The 16,690-nt window shown below is 42.1% G+C and carries 16 protein-coding genes; 6 read left to right on the top strand and 10 right to left on the bottom strand.

Annotated elements, in window-relative coordinates; translation table 11 throughout:
* Positions 1-117 precede the first annotated feature (117 nt).
* Complete coding sequence (gene leuS, locus HMPREF2877_RS00440; protein ID WP_070577980.1) at positions 118-2,619, bottom strand: leucine--tRNA ligase; 2,502 nt, start codon at positions 2,617-2,619, stop codon at positions 118-120.
* 193 nt (positions 2,620-2,812) lie between these two features.
* On the opposite strand from leuS, the gene HMPREF2877_RS00435 reads away from it, so the two are divergent.
* Positions 2,813-3,580 carry a DeoR/GlpR family DNA-binding transcription regulator gene (locus tag HMPREF2877_RS00435; RefSeq protein ID WP_045769228.1) on the top strand — a complete coding sequence of 256 codons (768 nt, stop codon included), beginning with the start codon at positions 2,813-2,815 and terminating at the stop codon, positions 3,578-3,580.
* Positions 3,573-4,382 carry a Cof-type HAD-IIB family hydrolase gene (locus HMPREF2877_RS00430; RefSeq protein WP_045769227.1) on the top strand — a complete coding sequence of 270 codons (810 nt, stop codon included), beginning with the start codon at positions 3,573-3,575 and terminating at the stop codon, positions 4,380-4,382. The genes HMPREF2877_RS00435 and HMPREF2877_RS00430 overlap by 8 nt, the downstream gene beginning before the upstream one ends.
* Positions 4,383-4,513: 131 nt before the next feature.
* Here the strand turns inward: HMPREF2877_RS00430 and HMPREF2877_RS11375 are convergent, their stop codons facing one another.
* From HMPREF2877_RS11375 to pbp2a, 5 genes are all read right to left on the bottom strand, one after another.
* Complete coding sequence (locus HMPREF2877_RS11375) at positions 4,514-5,002, bottom strand: phosphatase PAP2 family protein (RefSeq protein WP_045769254.1); 489 nt, start codon at positions 5,000-5,002, stop codon at positions 4,514-4,516.
* 129 nt (positions 5,003-5,131) lie between these two features.
* Positions 5,132-5,671 (bottom strand): transcription termination/antitermination protein NusG, encoded by a 540-nt coding sequence (gene nusG, locus HMPREF2877_RS00420; RefSeq protein WP_002883644.1) that lies wholly within the window; start codon positions 5,669-5,671, stop codon positions 5,132-5,134.
* 200 nt (positions 5,672-5,871) lie between these two features.
* Positions 5,872-6,048: a preprotein translocase subunit SecE gene (gene secE, locus HMPREF2877_RS00415; protein WP_002883656.1), complete on the bottom strand. Its 177-nt coding sequence runs from the start codon at positions 6,046-6,048 to the stop codon at positions 5,872-5,874.
* Positions 6,049-6,056: 8 nt separating this feature from the next.
* Complete coding sequence (gene rpmG / locus HMPREF2877_RS10455) at positions 6,057-6,209, bottom strand: 50S ribosomal protein L33 (RefSeq protein WP_002886472.1); 153 nt, start codon at positions 6,207-6,209, stop codon at positions 6,057-6,059.
* Positions 6,210-6,257: 48 nt separating this feature from the next.
* Complete coding sequence (gene pbp2a, locus HMPREF2877_RS00410; protein WP_045769226.1) at positions 6,258-8,585, bottom strand: penicillin-binding protein PBP2A; 2,328 nt, start codon at positions 8,583-8,585, stop codon at positions 6,258-6,260.
* 65 nt (positions 8,586-8,650) lie between these two features.
* On the opposite strand from pbp2a, the gene HMPREF2877_RS00405 reads away from it, so the two are divergent.
* The 4 genes from HMPREF2877_RS00405 (at position 8,651) to HMPREF2877_RS00395 (ending at position 11,276) form a co-directional block, all read left to right on the top strand.
* The gene (locus HMPREF2877_RS00405) at positions 8,651-9,520 is read left to right on the top strand and encodes an RluA family pseudouridine synthase (protein ID WP_045769225.1); all 870 of its coding nucleotides are present in this window, start codon (positions 8,651-8,653) and stop codon (positions 9,518-9,520) included.
* A gap of 182 nt (positions 9,521-9,702) precedes the next feature.
* Positions 9,703-10,035, top strand: coding sequence for a TM2 domain-containing protein (locus HMPREF2877_RS00400; protein WP_045769224.1), 333 nt, complete (start codon positions 9,703-9,705; stop codon positions 10,033-10,035).
* A complete protein-coding gene (locus tag HMPREF2877_RS10450; RefSeq protein ID WP_013989997.1) occupies positions 10,035-10,340 on the top strand; it encodes a DUF2752 domain-containing protein in 306 nt (101 codons plus the stop codon). The genes HMPREF2877_RS00400 and HMPREF2877_RS10450 overlap by 1 nt, the downstream gene beginning before the upstream one ends.
* 90 nt (positions 10,341-10,430) lie before the next feature.
* The gene (locus HMPREF2877_RS00395) at positions 10,431-11,276 is read left to right on the top strand and encodes a superinfection immunity protein (protein WP_045769223.1); all 846 of its coding nucleotides are present in this window, start codon (positions 10,431-10,433) and stop codon (positions 11,274-11,276) included.
* 83 nt (positions 11,277-11,359) lie between these two features.
* Here the strand turns inward: HMPREF2877_RS00395 and groL are convergent, their stop codons facing one another.
* From groL to HMPREF2877_RS00375, 4 genes are all read right to left on the bottom strand, one after another.
* The gene (gene groL / locus HMPREF2877_RS00390; RefSeq protein ID WP_045769222.1) at positions 11,360-12,979 is read right to left on the bottom strand and encodes a chaperonin GroEL; all 1,620 of its coding nucleotides are present in this window, start codon (positions 12,977-12,979) and stop codon (positions 11,360-11,362) included.
* Between the two features lie 44 nt (positions 12,980-13,023).
* The gene (groES, locus tag HMPREF2877_RS00385) at positions 13,024-13,311 is read right to left on the bottom strand and encodes a co-chaperone GroES (protein WP_002886462.1); all 288 of its coding nucleotides are present in this window, start codon (positions 13,309-13,311) and stop codon (positions 13,024-13,026) included.
* 166 nt (positions 13,312-13,477) lie between these two features.
* Positions 13,478-14,281, bottom strand: coding sequence for an ABC transporter ATP-binding protein (locus HMPREF2877_RS00380; protein ID WP_002886461.1), 804 nt, complete (start codon positions 14,279-14,281; stop codon positions 13,478-13,480).
* Positions 14,281-16,221 (bottom strand): ABC transporter substrate binding protein, encoded by a 1,941-nt coding sequence (locus HMPREF2877_RS00375; RefSeq protein ID WP_002883690.1) that lies wholly within the window; start codon positions 16,219-16,221, stop codon positions 14,281-14,283. Before HMPREF2877_RS00375 ends, HMPREF2877_RS00380 begins: the two co-directional genes overlap by 1 nt.
* Positions 16,222-16,690: the final 469 nt, after the last annotated feature.

Here is a 16,690-nt window from a genome sequence, read left to right as displayed (position 1 = left end):
TTTTCGTCACCCACTACAGTTGACAAAGAGCCTTTATTTTACAACAATGTTAACGATTTTATTAACCTCAAACAGTTTGGGAAACTGTTTGAGGTTGGAAATGAACAACTAAATTGGTTATTTTACAACAATGTTAACCAATTTATTAGGTACCGCAATCACTTTCACGATTTCCTTGCCATCAATCTCTGCTTTGACTTTTTCATTAGCAAGAGCGACTTCTTGCAACTCTTCACGTGAAAGGTCTTTAGCAACCGTGAGTTTGGCACGGACTTTACCTTTGATTTGAACGACGATTTCGATTTCGTCTTCAACCAATTTGCTTTCGTCCCATGTTGGCCAAGCTACATAAGAGATAGACTCACCTGTTTCTGCGACTGTTTGCCAGAGTTCTTCTGCCAAGTGAGGCGCAAATGGGGCGATCAATTGGATAAAGCCTTTAGCATAATCCACATAGAGTTTGTCTTCCTTGTTAGCCGCATTGACAAAGACCATGAGCTGAGCAATGGCTGTGTTGAATTTCATAGACTCGATTTGCTCAGTAACAGATTTAACGGTTTCGTTATAAACCTTGTCAAGAGCGCCATTGTTTTCCGCAACGATTTCTTTACTTGTGATCAAACGGTAAACACGGTCAAGGAATTTACGGCTTCCTTCCAGACCTTCTTCAGACCAAGCGATTGAAGCATCGAGTGGTCCCATAAACATTTCATAGACACGAAGGGTATCAGCACCGTATTGTTCCACCACATCGTCTGGGTTGACAACGTTCTTGAGGGATTTAGACATCTTGGCTGGTGCTTGCTCCAACTCTTCCCCTGTTTCCACATGGAAGAAGGAACCGTCACGTTTTTCAACCTTGTCAGTTGCCACAAGAGCTCCACGGTGATCACGGTAGCTTGTTCCCAAGATCATTCCTTGATTAAAGAGTTTTTGGAATGGCTCTTTAGTCGGTACAACACCAAGGTCATAGAGGAATTTGTGCCAGAAACGAGCGTAAAGCAAGTGAAGCACGGCGTGTTCTGCACCACCCACATAAATATCGACTGGCAACCATTGTTTAAGGAGATCCTCATCAGCCAATTTCTCTGTGTTGTGTGGATCGATATAGCGGAGGTAGTACCAGCTTGAACCTGCCCATTGTGGCATAGTATTAGTCTCACGACGACCTTTGACACCATCCTCACGAGTCACTTCAAGCCAGTCTGTTAAGTTAGCCAATGGGCTTTCACCAGTACCTGAAGGGCGGATGTCCTTGGTTACTGGCAAGACAAGTGGGAGTTCACTTTCTGGAACAGCTGTTGAAGTTCCATCTTCCCAATGAATAATTGGGATTGGTTCACCCCAGTAACGTTGACGGCTAAAGAGCCAGTCACGAAGACGGTAAGTGATCTTTTCTTGACCAAAGCCTTTTTCTTCCAACCAAGCCACGATTTTAGCAATCGCTTCTTCTTTGTTGAGACCGTTCAAGAAGTCAGAGTTGACGTGAAGGCCATCTTCTGTGTAAGCAGCCTCTTCAACGTTTCCACCTTCCAAGACTTCTACGATTGGAAGGTCAAACTGTTTTGCAAATTCCCAGTCACGCTCATCGTGGGCAGGTACAGCCATAACAGCACCTGTTCCGTAGCTAGCAAGAACATAGTCCGCAATCCAGATTGGGATTTCTTTACCATTGACAGGGTTGACGGCATAAGCACCAGTCCAAACCCCAGTTTTTTCCTTAGCAAGGTCTGTACGAGCCAAGTCTGATTTAAGGCTGGCTTGGTGTTTGTAGTCAGCTACAGCCTCAGCTTGTTCAGGTGTTGTGATGGCATCTACTAGTTCATGCTCAGGAGCCAAAACAGTGAAGGTCGCACCAAAAAGAGTATCTGGACGTGTCGTAAAGACAGTGAATTCCTTGTCTGTTCCTTTTACTTTGAAAGTTACGTTAGCACCAGTTGATTTACCAATCCAGTTGCGTTGCATGTCCTTGATAGACTCTGGCCAGTCAAGGTCATCCAAATCATTGAGCAAGCGCTCAGCATAGGCAGTGATTTTGAGCATCCATTGGCGCATTGGTTTACGGACAACTGGATAGCCACCACGCTCAGATGTTCCATCTGGAAGAACTTCTTCGTTGGCAATAGCTGTTCCCAATTCTTCAACCCAGTTTACTGGCACTTCAGCTTCATAAGCCAAACCTTTTTCGTAAAGCTTAGTGAAGATCCATTGCGTCCACTTGTAGTAGTTTGGATCTGTAGTATTGACTTCACGGTCCCAGTCGTAAGAGAATCCAAGCGCATTGATTTGGCGTTTGAAGTTGGCAATGTTTTCTGCTGTGAATTCCGCTGGGTCATTCCCTGTATCCATAGCGTATTGCTCTGCAGGCAAACCAAAGGCATCCCATCCCATTGGGTGAAGGACATTGTAACCTTGCGCACGTTTGAAACGGCTGAGGATATCAGTCGCTGTATAACCTTCTGGGTGTCCTACGTGAAGACCCGCTCCAGATGGATAAGGGAACATGTCAAGCGCATAAAACTTAGGTTTTGAGGCATCTGTTCCTGTCTTAAAAGTGTGATGGTCAGCCCAGTATTTTTGCCACTTAGGCTCGATTTCTTTATGATTGTAAAAACTCATGGTTTCTCTCCAATATTCGTAATGCTTCTATTATAGCATTTTTGAAGGATTTTTAAAGATGATAAGGGAACTTTAAGAGGCAAATTCACCTGAGTCTATTTTGCACCTTTTTTCTTCTTTTTAAGTTTTTTTGCGCTTTTGTGTAACAAAAAAGCAAAAAGATGCTATACTAGTATCAGAAAGTAGGTGACTCATGTATCAGGAACAACGATTAGAGAAAATATTAACACTTTTGGAGGAGCGCGGAAACCTATCTGTCAAGGAAATGGTTGACGCATTAGGTGTTTCCAAAGATACCGTCAGAAGAGATTTCGACTGCCTCAGCCAGAGGAATTTGGCTCAGCGTACCCATGGTGGCATTCTTCCAGTTAAAAATACCACTGTTCTTGGCTTCCAGGAACGTCAGAAAGGACTCACTGAAGACAAGAAAAAAATGGCAGACCTAGCGCTTAGCTTGGTCAAAGACCAATCTCTACTCTTCTTCGATGTCTCTACCCTGATGCTTGAAGTTTCACAAAAATTGACTAAGAGCGTCACTGTCTACTCCCACTCTTTGGACAACGCCTTGGTCCTAAGTGGCAAAGAAGGAATCGACTTTCATCTCTTGGGAGGAAGATTTTACAGCAAAAACCGCTTCTACTATTCGCTTCACGAAGCCCAGCTCTTGCAACATCTACAATTTGACTTAGCCTTCTTTGGAGCGGCTAGTCTCAGTCAAGGAGTGGTTAGCTATGAAGATGAAGAGGACGTTGCTGTCAAACAACTGGCCATGCAAGCTGCTAGAACCAAGATTCTTATTGCTGAATCTGATAAATATGAAAAACATTCCAAATATATCTTGGGCAAGATTGAAGACTTTGACTACTGGATTACAGATAAGAAACCTGACCCTGATTTGGTAGAGTCTCTTAAAGATAAAGTAACGATTTTATACGATGGAAAGGATAGCGACTATGAGTAATATTCGTTTGATTATCAGTGACATTGATGGCACTATTCTCACTAGTAACCACCAGGTGGACGAGCAGCTGATAGAGCTAATGCCAAAGCTTGAAAAAGCAAATATTCCCTTTGTTTTAGCTTCTGCCCGTTCGCCACTAGGGATGCAACCAATTGCTCATAAACTGGGACTTCATGACAATCCTATCGCCTGCTACAACGGTGCCTTAGTACTTGAGGGTGATCGTACTATCATACAGCACCCTGTGGATAAAGCTGAGATTCAAGAACTTCTTAGCTACTTATCCACAGATTATCCAAGTGTCTCTGTGAATATCTACTCTGGCAAGGACTGGATCACCAACGAACTAGACAAATGGTCTCAGTTGGAAGGAAGTATCACGGGTGAATCTCCTATCATTAAGGAACTACAAGACACGGTCTCAGACTCAGAACCACCTATCCACAAGCTATTGTTGATTGATGAGCCTGAAGTTATCCAGGACCTCCACCAAAAACTCCTAAGCATGGATTTTCCACAGACAGCCTTCTACTTATCCAAAGATAACTACTTAGAAGTCACTGCCAAACATGTTTCTAAAGAACACGCTCTCCTTGAAGTTGCCAAATATTATGACCTTCCTCTTGAAGAAGTCATGACTATCGGAGATAACTTCAACGATAGTCCTATGCTAGCTCTAGCTGGTCTAGGAATTGCTATGGGCAATGCACCTGAAGAGGTTAAGGAAACTGCAAACTTAGTAACGGCTTCAAATGATGAGCATGGAGTCGCTCAAGCTATTAGAGAACATGTCCTAAACTAAGCTAATATCTAATGGTGGGAACAGCCTTTAATTGCCAACTCGAATTTTAGAACAAAAGGAAAGGTGCCCTAGAGGTGCCTTTCCTTTTTCAACGAAAAAAGCCTTCCTCTCTCGAAGAAGACCCAAATTTTCTAAAGATAAAGAAGGAGACCTACAAGAATCCCAATGGCATAGCCTGCCAAAACATCACTAGGATAGTGAACACCACCTAGCACGCGCAAAAAAGCTAGAGCCATCGCCAGAAAAAGCATAGCCCCACCTAGCCAGGGGTTAAGCGTCAGTGCCAACATAGCAATGACAGTCGCTGAGAAAACATGCCGACTGGGAAAGGACTTACCCAAACTATCCTTCTTAATAAGGGGTTGAATAGCCCAGGTCTGGTATGGACGTGGTCGATTATAGAGGCTACGACCAAGAGAAAGAAGGAAAAAGCCTCCCCCCATAATAAGCACTGTCGTAGAGAGAACAAACCAACCATTCCTTAGCCAAACCCAAATAAGAAATATAGGAAAAAGCAGGTAAAAAGTCCTAGTTATAAGCTTGTTCAACCCTTCTAAAACCTTAGCGTAAGAACGCAAAGGAGCGCTAATCCTATCGTAAAATCGTTTGTAATTCATCATCATCCGTTAGAAAAAAGGGAGTGACACAGAACTAAATTTCAAAAATCTAGCTTCTAGCCTCTCCCCTCAAGTTTAATGAGATAGTCTTCCAAGGTTGAAGTCTCTTAGCCCAACCTCTTTTTGTCTATCTTAAAGTTCAGCGATTTGGTAAAGTTCAAGTTCAGCAGCTGTTTCTGAACCAAACATATTAATCATGATTTTAACCTTGTTGTTTTCAATTTCTACAACACGGCCTTCTTGACCCATAAAGGCACCATCGATGATTTGAACCACGTCACCAACCTTGATATTAGTATCAAAGACATCAACGGTTTGACCCATTGAAATCAAGATTTGACGGATTTCTTCTTCCAAAAGTGGTGTTGGTTTAGAACGGTTACCGTGAGAACCAACGAAACCAGTAACGTTTGGAGTGTTACGAACAACGAACCATGCTTCGTCTGTCATTACCATCTCAACAAGAACGTAACCAGGGAAGCGGTTTTCTTCTACTTCTTTAACTTTACCGTTTTTCTCAACATTAACCGTTTGAGTTGGAATTTCAACACGCAAGATATTTTCAAGCATATTATAAGTTTGGGCACGTTGCAAAAGGTTTTCTTTAACTTTGTTTTCGTATCCTGAATAGGTTTGAAGGACGAACCAGCCCTTGTCGAATGAATCTAGCATTTTAGGATTCCTTTCTTTTTTCTAAATGACATTTAAACACCTTTGGCTAGCTATCTTCTAGATGCGAGTGTTAAATGTCAGTGAATGTCTAAGGTTTAATTCAAAGCGTAATAAAAAAGCCTGGTGGCCCTTGTTCTCGCTTTTATCTGCATTTATTATAACAAAAAAGAGCAGGCATTCCCACTCTTTTTGTGTTTTCTTTAGAAAAAGTTAATCAGTGCTGACATAGCGCGACTCAACAATTCATCAAATGCATAGATGATGACAGTGAAGAACGCAGTATACTCAAGAACTGAAATAAAATCGTGCCAGCGTTGTTTACGGTCTGGCCAAGTCGTGTCTTTCAAGACTTTGAAAATACTTCCAGTTTGTCTCACGGTGTCTCCTATCTTGTTTCCTTATGCAAGGTGTATTTTTTACAATGTTTACAAAATTTGTTAACTTCTAGTCGTGTTGGTTTGGGAGTGCTACTCACATTAATTGAGTAGTTTCGGCTCCCGCATTCAGCACACGCTAGGCTTGCTTTTTTCTGTGCCATAACGCCTCCGTTCTTTTTATCTTACCACTTTTAAATGCAATTGACAAGCTATCTGAATAGACCTGAGAAGGAGTCTGTAATCTTATCCCAAAGGCTGCTTGCCTGATCTTTAACGTCATTCACAACGTCTGATGCCTTGTCTGTCCATGACTTGTTACTGCTATTGCGCGAGTCATTTGGATCTGCCGTATAATCTAGGGTTTGACCATCAGCTGCATAGGCATTTTCAACGGTAAACTCAGTACCTGGTGTATTTGGCAAAACATCCGCAGCGATGTAGCTGAAGATCGTCGAAGCTGTTCCCGAGCTAGCCCCTGTTAAGTAGTGACTCTCGTCAGTCTTATCAAAACCGATCCAGGTCGTCATAACCACATCAGGAGTATAACCAATCACCCACTGGTCACTAGTCAAATCCTTGTTAAATTCAGCCTGAACAGTCCCTGTCTTACCTGCCATCGTGTAACCTGTATAGTTGGCATTCACAGCAGAACCATTTGAGAAGGTACCAAGCATCATGCTGGTCATCTGGTTAGCTACCGACTGGCTAATAACACGTTTAGACTTCTTACTATGGGTAGCAATAATGTCACCACTGGCATTTTCAATTTTAGTGATGAAATAAGCCGTGTTCATCTCACCACCATTAGCAAAAGTCGCATAAGCCTGAGCCATTTGAAGAGGACTAGCTGTCACACCACCACCAAGTGAAATTCCCAGTTCTTCTGGAACATTGTCAAAGTTGAGACCGAATTTTTGACCATAACTAATCCCTTTTTGAATACCGATTTGATTAAATAGGTAAACTGCTGGGACATTGTAGGAGTTGGCCAAAGCTTGATACATGGGGATATCCTCTGTCTCAATATCACCATAGTTAGTTGGGGTATAGCCGTTGTAGTCGATTGGTTTATTCGGGAGGTCCTTATTGATGCTCCATCCTGAAGCCAAGGCCGGAGCATAGACTACCAAAGGTTTGATGGTTGATCCAGGACTACGTTTACCTTGGGTCGCATAGTTAAAGTTACGGAAGGTTGTATTACTGGTACCACCTACACGACCTACTAGACCACGGACCGCTCCAGTTGTTGGATCAAGTGCCACACTAGCTGACTGGGCTGTACTACCATCACTTTCTGATGTAGGGAAGAGATAGGTATTTTCGTAGGTTTGCTGCATGTTAGCTTGTGAGTTGGCATCCATCTCTGTGTAGATCTTGTAACCATTTTTAACGATTTCATCCTCACTCAAACCATAAGTTTTCGTAGCTTCTTCAATGACGGCATCAAAGTAAGACGGATACTTGTAGTCATCGCCAGTCCCTTGATAGGTATCATCCAGGCGACTAGCCATATCAACTCCTGCGGCACTGTCGGCATCGGCCTGACTCAACTTCTTGTCATCAACCATGTTGGCGAGGACAGTATTTCGACGGTTGGTCGCATTTTGGATATTATCGATTGGGTTGTAAATTTCAGGTCCCTTAAGCATACCAGCGAGGGTCGCTGCTTCATCAACGGTTAGATTGGCAGCACTTGTCCCGAAGTATTTTTGGCTGGCGTCTTCAACACCCCAAACCCCATTTCCGAAGTAGGCATTATTGAGGTACATAGTAAGGATTTCTTGCTTGCTGTATTTCTTGGTTAATTCCAAAGAGAGGAAGAATTCCTTGGCCTTACGAGTAACAGTCTGTTCTTGAGTCAAGAAGGCATTTTTAGCCAACTGTTGGGTAATGGTTGAACCACCACCAAAGCGCCCCATGGACACAATAGCCAGGAGGAATCGCTTGACGTTAACCCCGCTATTTTTATAGAAGGTACGGTCCTCAGTTGCTATGACAGCATTCTCCAAGCTATCACTAATAGCGTCTAGTTCCACATAGGTCCCTTTTTGCCCTGACAAAGAACCAGCTTGATTGCCTTCTTTGTCATAGATAACCGTAGTGGCTTTCAAGGCATCTTGAAGGTCTGAAACATTGGTCGTCTTGGCAATATAGAAAAGGTAGGAACCTACTGTCAGAACCAGCACAGCTAGCATGATAAAGAGAATTTTCCCAATATGATAGCGACGCCAGAAGCGGCGAATAGGATTTCTTGGCGAAAGCGTAAACTTGCTCAAGAACGCCTGAACCTTACCTAAGGGTTTGGTGGTATCAATAGGTTTCTTTTGCTTAGAACGTTGATAACGTGACGTCTCTTGACTTTCCTGAGACATATCCAAGTCTTCAACGGCTTGTTCAACCTCATCAGGTTTCTTAGCAAAGAGTCCCTTTATCTTATTTTGTAAATTCTTCGATTTTTCAGCAGGCTGGGAATCCTTGCCCTTTCCGCTGTTTTCTTCTTTAAAAAGTTTGTTTTTTAGATTATCAAAAAATGTCATGACCCTATTATACCAAGTTTTTACAGATTCTGTCCTCTTTTAAACGTTCATGATATAATGAAACCATGACTTTACACGTAGAAATTATCAATCCCTATCCTGCAACAACTATCAAAGACTTACTCGAAACTAAGCTCCTCATTCCTCGTAAGATTCGTCATTTCCTACGCACGAAAAAGCACGTCCTCATCAATGGAGAGACTATTAATTGGCAGAGTCCTGTTGAAAAAGGTGATAAGATTAGCCTGACCTTTGATACAGAGGACTACCCTGAAAAAATTATCCCTATGGGAAATGCCAGTTTAGTAGAACCTCTCTATGAGGATCAGCATCTCATCGTGGTCAATAAGCCTGAAGGAATGAAGACGCATGGTAATGAACCCACAGAAATTGCTCTACTTAACCATGTTTCGGCCTATTGTGGGCAAACCTGTTACGTCGTTCATCGACTAGACATGGAAACTAGTGGAGCTGTACTTTTCGCAAAAAATCCTTTTATTCTCCCTATTCTCAATCGACTCTTGGAAGATAAGAAGATTCAGCGTCAATACTGGGCATTAGCTGAAGGTAAATTCCAGACCAAGGAGACTGTGTACAATGACAAGATTGGACGCGACCGCCATGACCGTAGAAAACGAGTGGTTGATCCTAGAAAAGGGCAGGTTGCCTATACAACCATCACGCGCCTCAAAAACTTCAAAGGAGCCAGTCTGGTCAATTGTCAACTAAAAACCGGCCGGACCCACCAAATTCGTGTGCATCTGGCCCACCATGGGCATGCCATTCTGGGGGATCCTCTTTATAGCCACCGCCCCGCATCTCGACTTATGCTCCACGCTCACACCCTTAGTTTCACCCATCCCTTAACACTCGACAAAATCACTGTTAAGGCGAGCTCAGACAGTTTTGAACAAGGGTTAAGAAATCACAAATAATAGAAGTAGGCTCATTCTCAAGCATAGTGCGAAAGGATTATCCTAATGATCCTCTAGTTATGACACAGTGGAAGCTTGCAAATAAGTTGCTTTTATTGACTTCAAAAGACTTGACCACCTTGAATCTCCCTGGACATTATGTTAAGCTTTACATATCATATAAATTAGAGGAGTATTTAATTATGAATCCAGCAGATCAATGGTTAGCTATCAATGCCAAGTATTTTCCAGCAGAACAAGTTCAGTACATCCGTCAACGTCTTGAAGCACTTCCTGAGCAACAACTTTCAATGCTTTACTCAATCAGCTTCCAAGATCCAACAATGTTGTTGATTATTTCACTTCTAGGTGGGACTCTTGGAATTGACCGCTTTTTGTTAGGACAAATTGGTCTCGGTGTTGGTAAACTTTTGACGTGTGGTGGATGTGGTATCTGGTCAATTGTTGACTTATTCCTCATCATGGATGCTACTCGCCAATCAAACGCTCAAAAACTCTTTGCAGTTATTGGCTAATGAAAAACTATTTTACACGCTTGTGGGCCTACCACCAGCGTTTTTTTAGATTATATCTCTTAGTTTTAGTGGCAGTTTATGGAGTCTACCTTTTGCATCTTCCAACACCACTCAGTTTAATCCTAAGACCATTTGGCCTTAAAGCTTGGAGCACAGGCCTAACACGCGCTAGTGTTAGACTCTTACACCTAGATTGGCAAGGAGCCTGGGACTATAATCCACTGATATATCCTCTAGTGGTCTATATCCTAACCTATTTCTTTCTCTTTCCCATCTTTAGTGATAAGAAGATTATAAGGAAATAAAGTAAAGACTCCCATTGCGGTCCCCTTACACTATTGCTATAATTGTAAATTATCAACATTTTTTAATCAAGATATCTGGAGGTTATACACATGAAGCAACAAGATTGGATCGATTTTTTCCAAGCAGTTAATGGTCGTAATCCAAGTATTCAAGAAATGGCTGAAGCAGCTCAGAAAGGCGAGTTTGTCCGAGAAACTCCCAAACAAACTGTCGAAGTAACAGAAACTGTCTCACAAAAAGAGACTGTAGAAACTAAGCAAGATTCAGAAGTTGTTGAACCAGCAGAATCTGCACCATCAACAGAAGTGGTAGAAACTGCCGAAAAAAATGTTGACAGCTATGATGTTGCTGAAGAACCACTCACTAACTCTACAGCAGATGAAGAAGAGACTTTCCAAGCAACTAACCTAGCTCAAGAAAAGCAAGCAAAGACCTTCCAGGAACAAGTTAAACCTGTTGTAGAAACTGCCAGTCAGACTGTTAACCAATTTGCGAATCAAACTGGTGAAACTTTCCAACAAGCAAGCAAAAATCTAAACGAAACTTGGAAGAAACAAGACAAGAAAACCCAAACAAACCTCATCATGTTAGCCATCGCTGATATTCCATTTATCATCTGGGCCCTCGGAATATATTTAATTGGAGTTGCTAGCGATGAAGTTGGGGCAACGTTACCCTTAGCACTTTTCCTCCTAATTTTTTCTTTACCTTTTGTAGCACTTATTATCTTACCAGCCCTCCTAAACAAAACAGACGAGAAATGGCTAGTCTTTGTTTTATCCATCCTCCTAAACTGGACCTTCATCGGTTGGGTCATCCTTCTTGTTGTTTCTATCAATATGAATAAGGAAGCAGAGCGTATCAAACAGCAACAAATGATGATGCAAATGGCCGGGCAACAAGGAAGTTCTGATACATTTAACCCTTTTCAGTAATTAACAACAAATAATTGAAAAAAAGAAAACCCAGAAAAAGTTTCTCTACTTTTCCTAGGTTTTTTCTTTTGCTTTTTAAACTCTTAGTAACCCATCATTCCTGGATCCATAGCTGGTGCTGCTGGAGCCTCTGGTTCAGATTTGTTGGCAACGACTGCCTCGGTTGTCAAGATAAGACTTGCTACAGAAGCAGCATTTTGGAGGGCAGAACGTGTGACCTTAACAGGGTCGATAATTCCTGCTGCGACCATATCTACCCATTCACCGTTAGCAGCGTTAAAGCCTGTACCAACTGGGCTGTTCTTCAATTTATCGATGATAACTGAACCTTCATAACCAGCGTTATAAGCAATTTGGCGAACTGGCTCTTCCAAGGCACGGAGGACAATATTACGCCCTGTAGCGTCGTCACCTTCAAGATCAAGTTCAGCAACCTTAGCAATGACGTTAACAAGAGCTGTACCACCACCTGCTACGATACCTTCTTCAACAGCGGCACGAGTAGCGTTAAGGGCATCTTCGATACGAAGTTTCATTTCTTTAAGGGCTGTTTCAGTGGCCGCACCAACCTTAACAACTGCAACCCCACCTGACAATTTAGCCAAACGTTCTTGAAGTTTTTCACGGTCAAACTCAGATGTTGTTGTTTCCAATTGAGACTTGATGAGGTTAACACGGTTAGCAATCGCTTCTGCGCTCCCAGCACCTTCAACAATAACTGTGCTATCTTTATCCACAGTTACTTTCGAAGCTTGACCAAGTGCTGCCATAGTTGCGTCCTTAAGCTCAAGACCAAGATCCTCAGTAATGACAGTTGCTCCTGTCAATACGGCAATGTCTTCCAACATCGCTTTACGACGGTCACCAAAGCCAGGTGCCTTAACAGCAACAACATTGAAAGTTCCACGAATCTTGTTAAGAACAAGTGTCGGAAGAGCTTCACCATCCACGTCATCAGCAATGATCAAGAGTGGACGGCTTGTCTTAAGCACTTCTTCCAAGAGTGGAAGGACATCCTGAATATTTGAAATTTTCTTGTCAGTCACAAGGATAAATGGATTATCAAGGTCAGCGACCATTTTTTCATTATCAGTAACCATGTACTGAGAAAGATAACCACGGTCAAACTGCATACCTTCAACCACTTCGAGTTCTGTCTCCATACCACGTGACTCTTCAATAGTGATAACACCGTCATTACCCACACGTTCCATAGCTTCTGAAATGTATTCACCAACTTTTTCAGAACGTGATGAAACCGCTGCGACTTGGGCAATAGCTTCCTTATTAGCAACTGGTTGTGCAATGGCTTTAAGCTCTTCCACAGCTGTAGCTACAGCTGCTTCAATCCCACGACGGATACCGATTGGATTAGCACCAGCCGTTACATTTTTGAGACCTTCACGGACGATAGCCTGTGTCAAAACAGTGGCTGTAGTTGTTCCGTCACCAGCAATATCGTTCGTTTTTGAAGCCACTTCGCTGACAAGCTTAGCACCCATATTTTCAAAGTGATCTTCGAGTTCAATTTCTTTAGCAATTGTCACACCATCATTAGTGATAAGAGGTGAGCCAAAAGCTTTTTCCAAAACCACGTTACGACCTTTAGGACCAAGCGTTACCTTAACCGTATCAGCCAAAGTATCAACACCACGGACCATTGCTGCGCGTGCATCTGATGAAAATTTAATATCTTTTGCCATAGTTACTCCTTCTTTATCTTACTTTATATCTGATTAGCATAGACCTAAGCTAGGACTGCTAAAATATCTGCTTCATGGATAATTGAAACGGAATCATCTCCGTCTTTAACATTGATACCTGCACCATTTTCAACAAGAACTTTATCGCCTGCTGCAACACTAGGTGCAATCAATTCACCAGTAAGAGTACGGATTCCTTCGCCTACTGCCAAAACCTCAGCAGTTTTTGTAGCTTCATGACTGGCTCCTGCCAATACAAAGCCACTAGCTGTTTTTTCTTCTGTTTCTTCAAAACGGACAACGATACGATCACCCAATGGTTTCAATGCCATACCAATTACCTCCAAATGTTATTTGTTATTAGTAACGTGTAAAACGTTATTTTTAGCACTCATAAACCACGAGTGCTAATCCATATATTTATTTTAGCACTTGGTCAAAAATAGTCAAGAAAAAACTACCCAAAATCTGAACTTTGGATAGTTTCTTTTTTGTTTGTTAACCGAGCACCAAGGCATCGTCATTGAGGACTTGTCCACTATTTTTGTGGAAGAGGTCCATAAGTTCTGCAACTGTGAGGTTTTTCTTTTCCTTACCTCGCACATCGACGACGATTTTACCATGATAGAGCATGACCAGACGGTTCCCATATTCAATAGCATGTTCCATATTATGGGTAATCATAAGGGTTGTCAATTCTTGTTCTTCAACAATCTTACGTGTCAAATTCATGACCATATCACTTGTCTTAGGATCTAGTGCTGCTGTGTGTTCATCCAAAAGCAAGATTTTTGGACGAACCAAGGTTGCCATAGCAAGTGTCAAAGCTTGGCGTTGACCACCTGACAAGAAATTAGCATCGGTCTTCATACGATTCTCAAGACCAAGACCAAGATCTACCAAGGCTTCCTTGAAGACTTGACGCTCGCTTTCAGTGATAGACTTTTTAAAGAAGCTACGTTTCTTACCACGACGATAAGCAATCGCCATATTTTCTTCGATAGAAAGGTTTGTCGCTGTCCCCATTCGAGGATCTTGGAAAACACGACTAATGTCTTTAGAGCGCTCATCTACAGATGCTTTCTTAATAGATTGCCCCTCTAACAAGATATCCCCCTCATCAATGCTAAGAACACCAGCAATTGAATTCATCAAGGTTGATTTACCAGCACCATTTCCCCCAATAACAGAGATAAAATCTCCCTGCTCAATGTCGAGATCCAAACCACGAAGGACGTGATTTTCATTGACTGTGCCTTTTTCAAAGGTTTTGTGAATCTGTTGTAAACTAAGTAAAGCCATTACTTGTCACCTCCTGGAGTCAAGGATTTGTTAGGTCTGATTTTCAATTTTTGGCGTACTTCTGGCACATAAAGGATGATAGCAAGCAAGATGGCTGAAGCCAATTTCAACATTTGAGCATCAACGTTCATGGCAAGGATAATAACCAAGACCAAACGGTAGAGAACAGCTCCTACGACAATTGACCAGAGGCGTTTGCCAAGTGGTAGATACTTGACGATAACCTCAGCCAAGATGATTGCAGCCAAGCCATTTACGATTGTACCAGTACCCATATTCATATCCGCATAGCCATTGTTTTGAGCTAGGAGGGCACCTGATAGGGCAATCAAACCATTAGAAATCATGTAGCCAAGAATCTTCATGCGGTCAACCTTGATACCATTAGCTTCACCCATGGCAAGGTTATCACCTGTTGCACGAAGAGCAAGTCCAACCTGTGTATTAAGGAGAACAACCAACATAAGTACTACCAGACTAACAAAAATCAGTCCTAATAGAATCACACCATTCAGCTTAGATAGACCAAGATCCATCACCATAGTCACAAGCGTGTTATGTCCTGAAAGAGAGACATTGGCACTGCCAAGAACCAAAAGGTTAACTGAATAGAGCCCTGTTAAGGTAATAATCCCTGTTAAGAGTGCTGGTATCTTCATTTTGGTATGCATAAAGCCAGACACCGCTCCAGCAAGCATACCAGCAACAAAACCACCTAGAGTCGCAAAGATTGGGTTGATTCCACGGATAATCATGATAGTTGTCGTAGCAGCACCAAGTGGGAAGGCCCCCTCAGCTGTCAAATCAGCAAGGTCCAAAATACGGAAGGTAATGAAGACCCCAATAGCCATAATAGCCCAGAGGAGTCCCTGAGAAATGGCTGTTAGCACCACATTTGAAAATCCTTTTTTAGAAGACTTATTGACCTTAAGCTTAATGACACCCTTATCTTTTTTAGCAATTGGTTTGTCATCTTGTGTTGATGCTTTAGATTCCTCGTCACTAATGCTAGAAACATCAATACCAAGTTCTTTAGCCATGTCATGGTTAACCACAACATTTAGGGTTTTAGGATACTCGGCATCGACATCCTTGACCTTCTCACCTCGGAGAACACGGCCTGCCAACTTACCTGTTTGACGTCCAAGCGCTTCATAGTTAGTTCCATAAGTGAACAGGACACCTTTTTCTACACTACCAGCGTCACTACCAACAACTGGAACCTTAGTCTCTTTAGAAAGATCTACCAAGGTATTAATAGCACTAACAATGGTATTATCAGTTGGGATGAAAATCACTTCGGTTTGACTCATCAAGCTCTTGGCTGTGTCTTGGATATCATTGGTTGATGAAATTCCTTTGATAACCGTTTCAATACCAGCTTCCTTGAAGTATTTCTTGGCTTCTTCAACCTGAACTTCTGAGTTACGCTCACTGGTCGTGTACATAATCCCAACTTTTTTAGTGTTTGGAAGGACCTTTTTTAACAACTCGACTTGTTTGTTGATTGGTGACATGTCGCTTGTCCCTGTCACATTTCCTCCAACATTGTCCATAGACTTAACCAATTTAGCTGAAACTGGATCTGTAACAGCTGTAAAGAGAATTGGCTTGTCCTTTGTCAAACTACTCAAAGACTGGGCTGCTGGGGTTGCGATAGCCAACATGACATCATTATCTTCAATAAGCGACTGAGAAATCGTCTGCAAGTTAGACTGATCTCCTTGTGCATTCTGATAATCGATTTTGATGTTCTTACCGTCGACATAACCTTCCTCTTTGAGTTCTTCAATAAACCCTTTACGTGTCGCTGACAAGGAAGGATGTTCCACATATTGGAGCACACCGACGTGAACCAAATCTTTATTAGAAGCATTGGAACATGCTACCAAGAGGACAGCTGTAATGACAGCCATCATACTGACCAAGAATTTCTTCATCTTGTATACCTCTATTTTTTATTCTATCTATTTCCAATTTTCTGTCATCTTTTTTCCGAGACGATAGAGTCAAATGAAAATTAAAAATAGACCACGGTATGAAAAAAACCAGTTAGGACAGGCCCAACTGGTTTTATGCATCTTGACTAGCACAGGCTAGCTTATGTCACCGGTTAGACCTATTCATCTAATCGGCTAATCCATCACAAAATGCTTTAGCTTCATAGATACAAACTGACTGACGCTTGTATCCTGAAACACAAACGTCCTATCTAAAGAAACTAAAGTAATAAAAAGCTTTAAGATTTCCCAAATGGGTCGCTTTGTTAAGCATGTGATGCCTCCGTAGTTATGATAGTTTTAAGTTTACACTATTTAGACAATTCTGTCAAATTGGAATTTACTCTCTTTTCTCTCAATTTATCATTGTCACTGCAAAGTCAAAACCACCCGTGAGAACGGGTGGCTT

Source organism: Streptococcus sp. HMSC072D03 (assembly GCF_001812855.1).
Lineage (GTDB): Bacteria > Bacillota > Bacilli > Lactobacillales > Streptococcaceae > Streptococcus > Streptococcus salivarius_D.
This window is presented reverse-complemented; position numbering and strand designations above follow the sequence as displayed.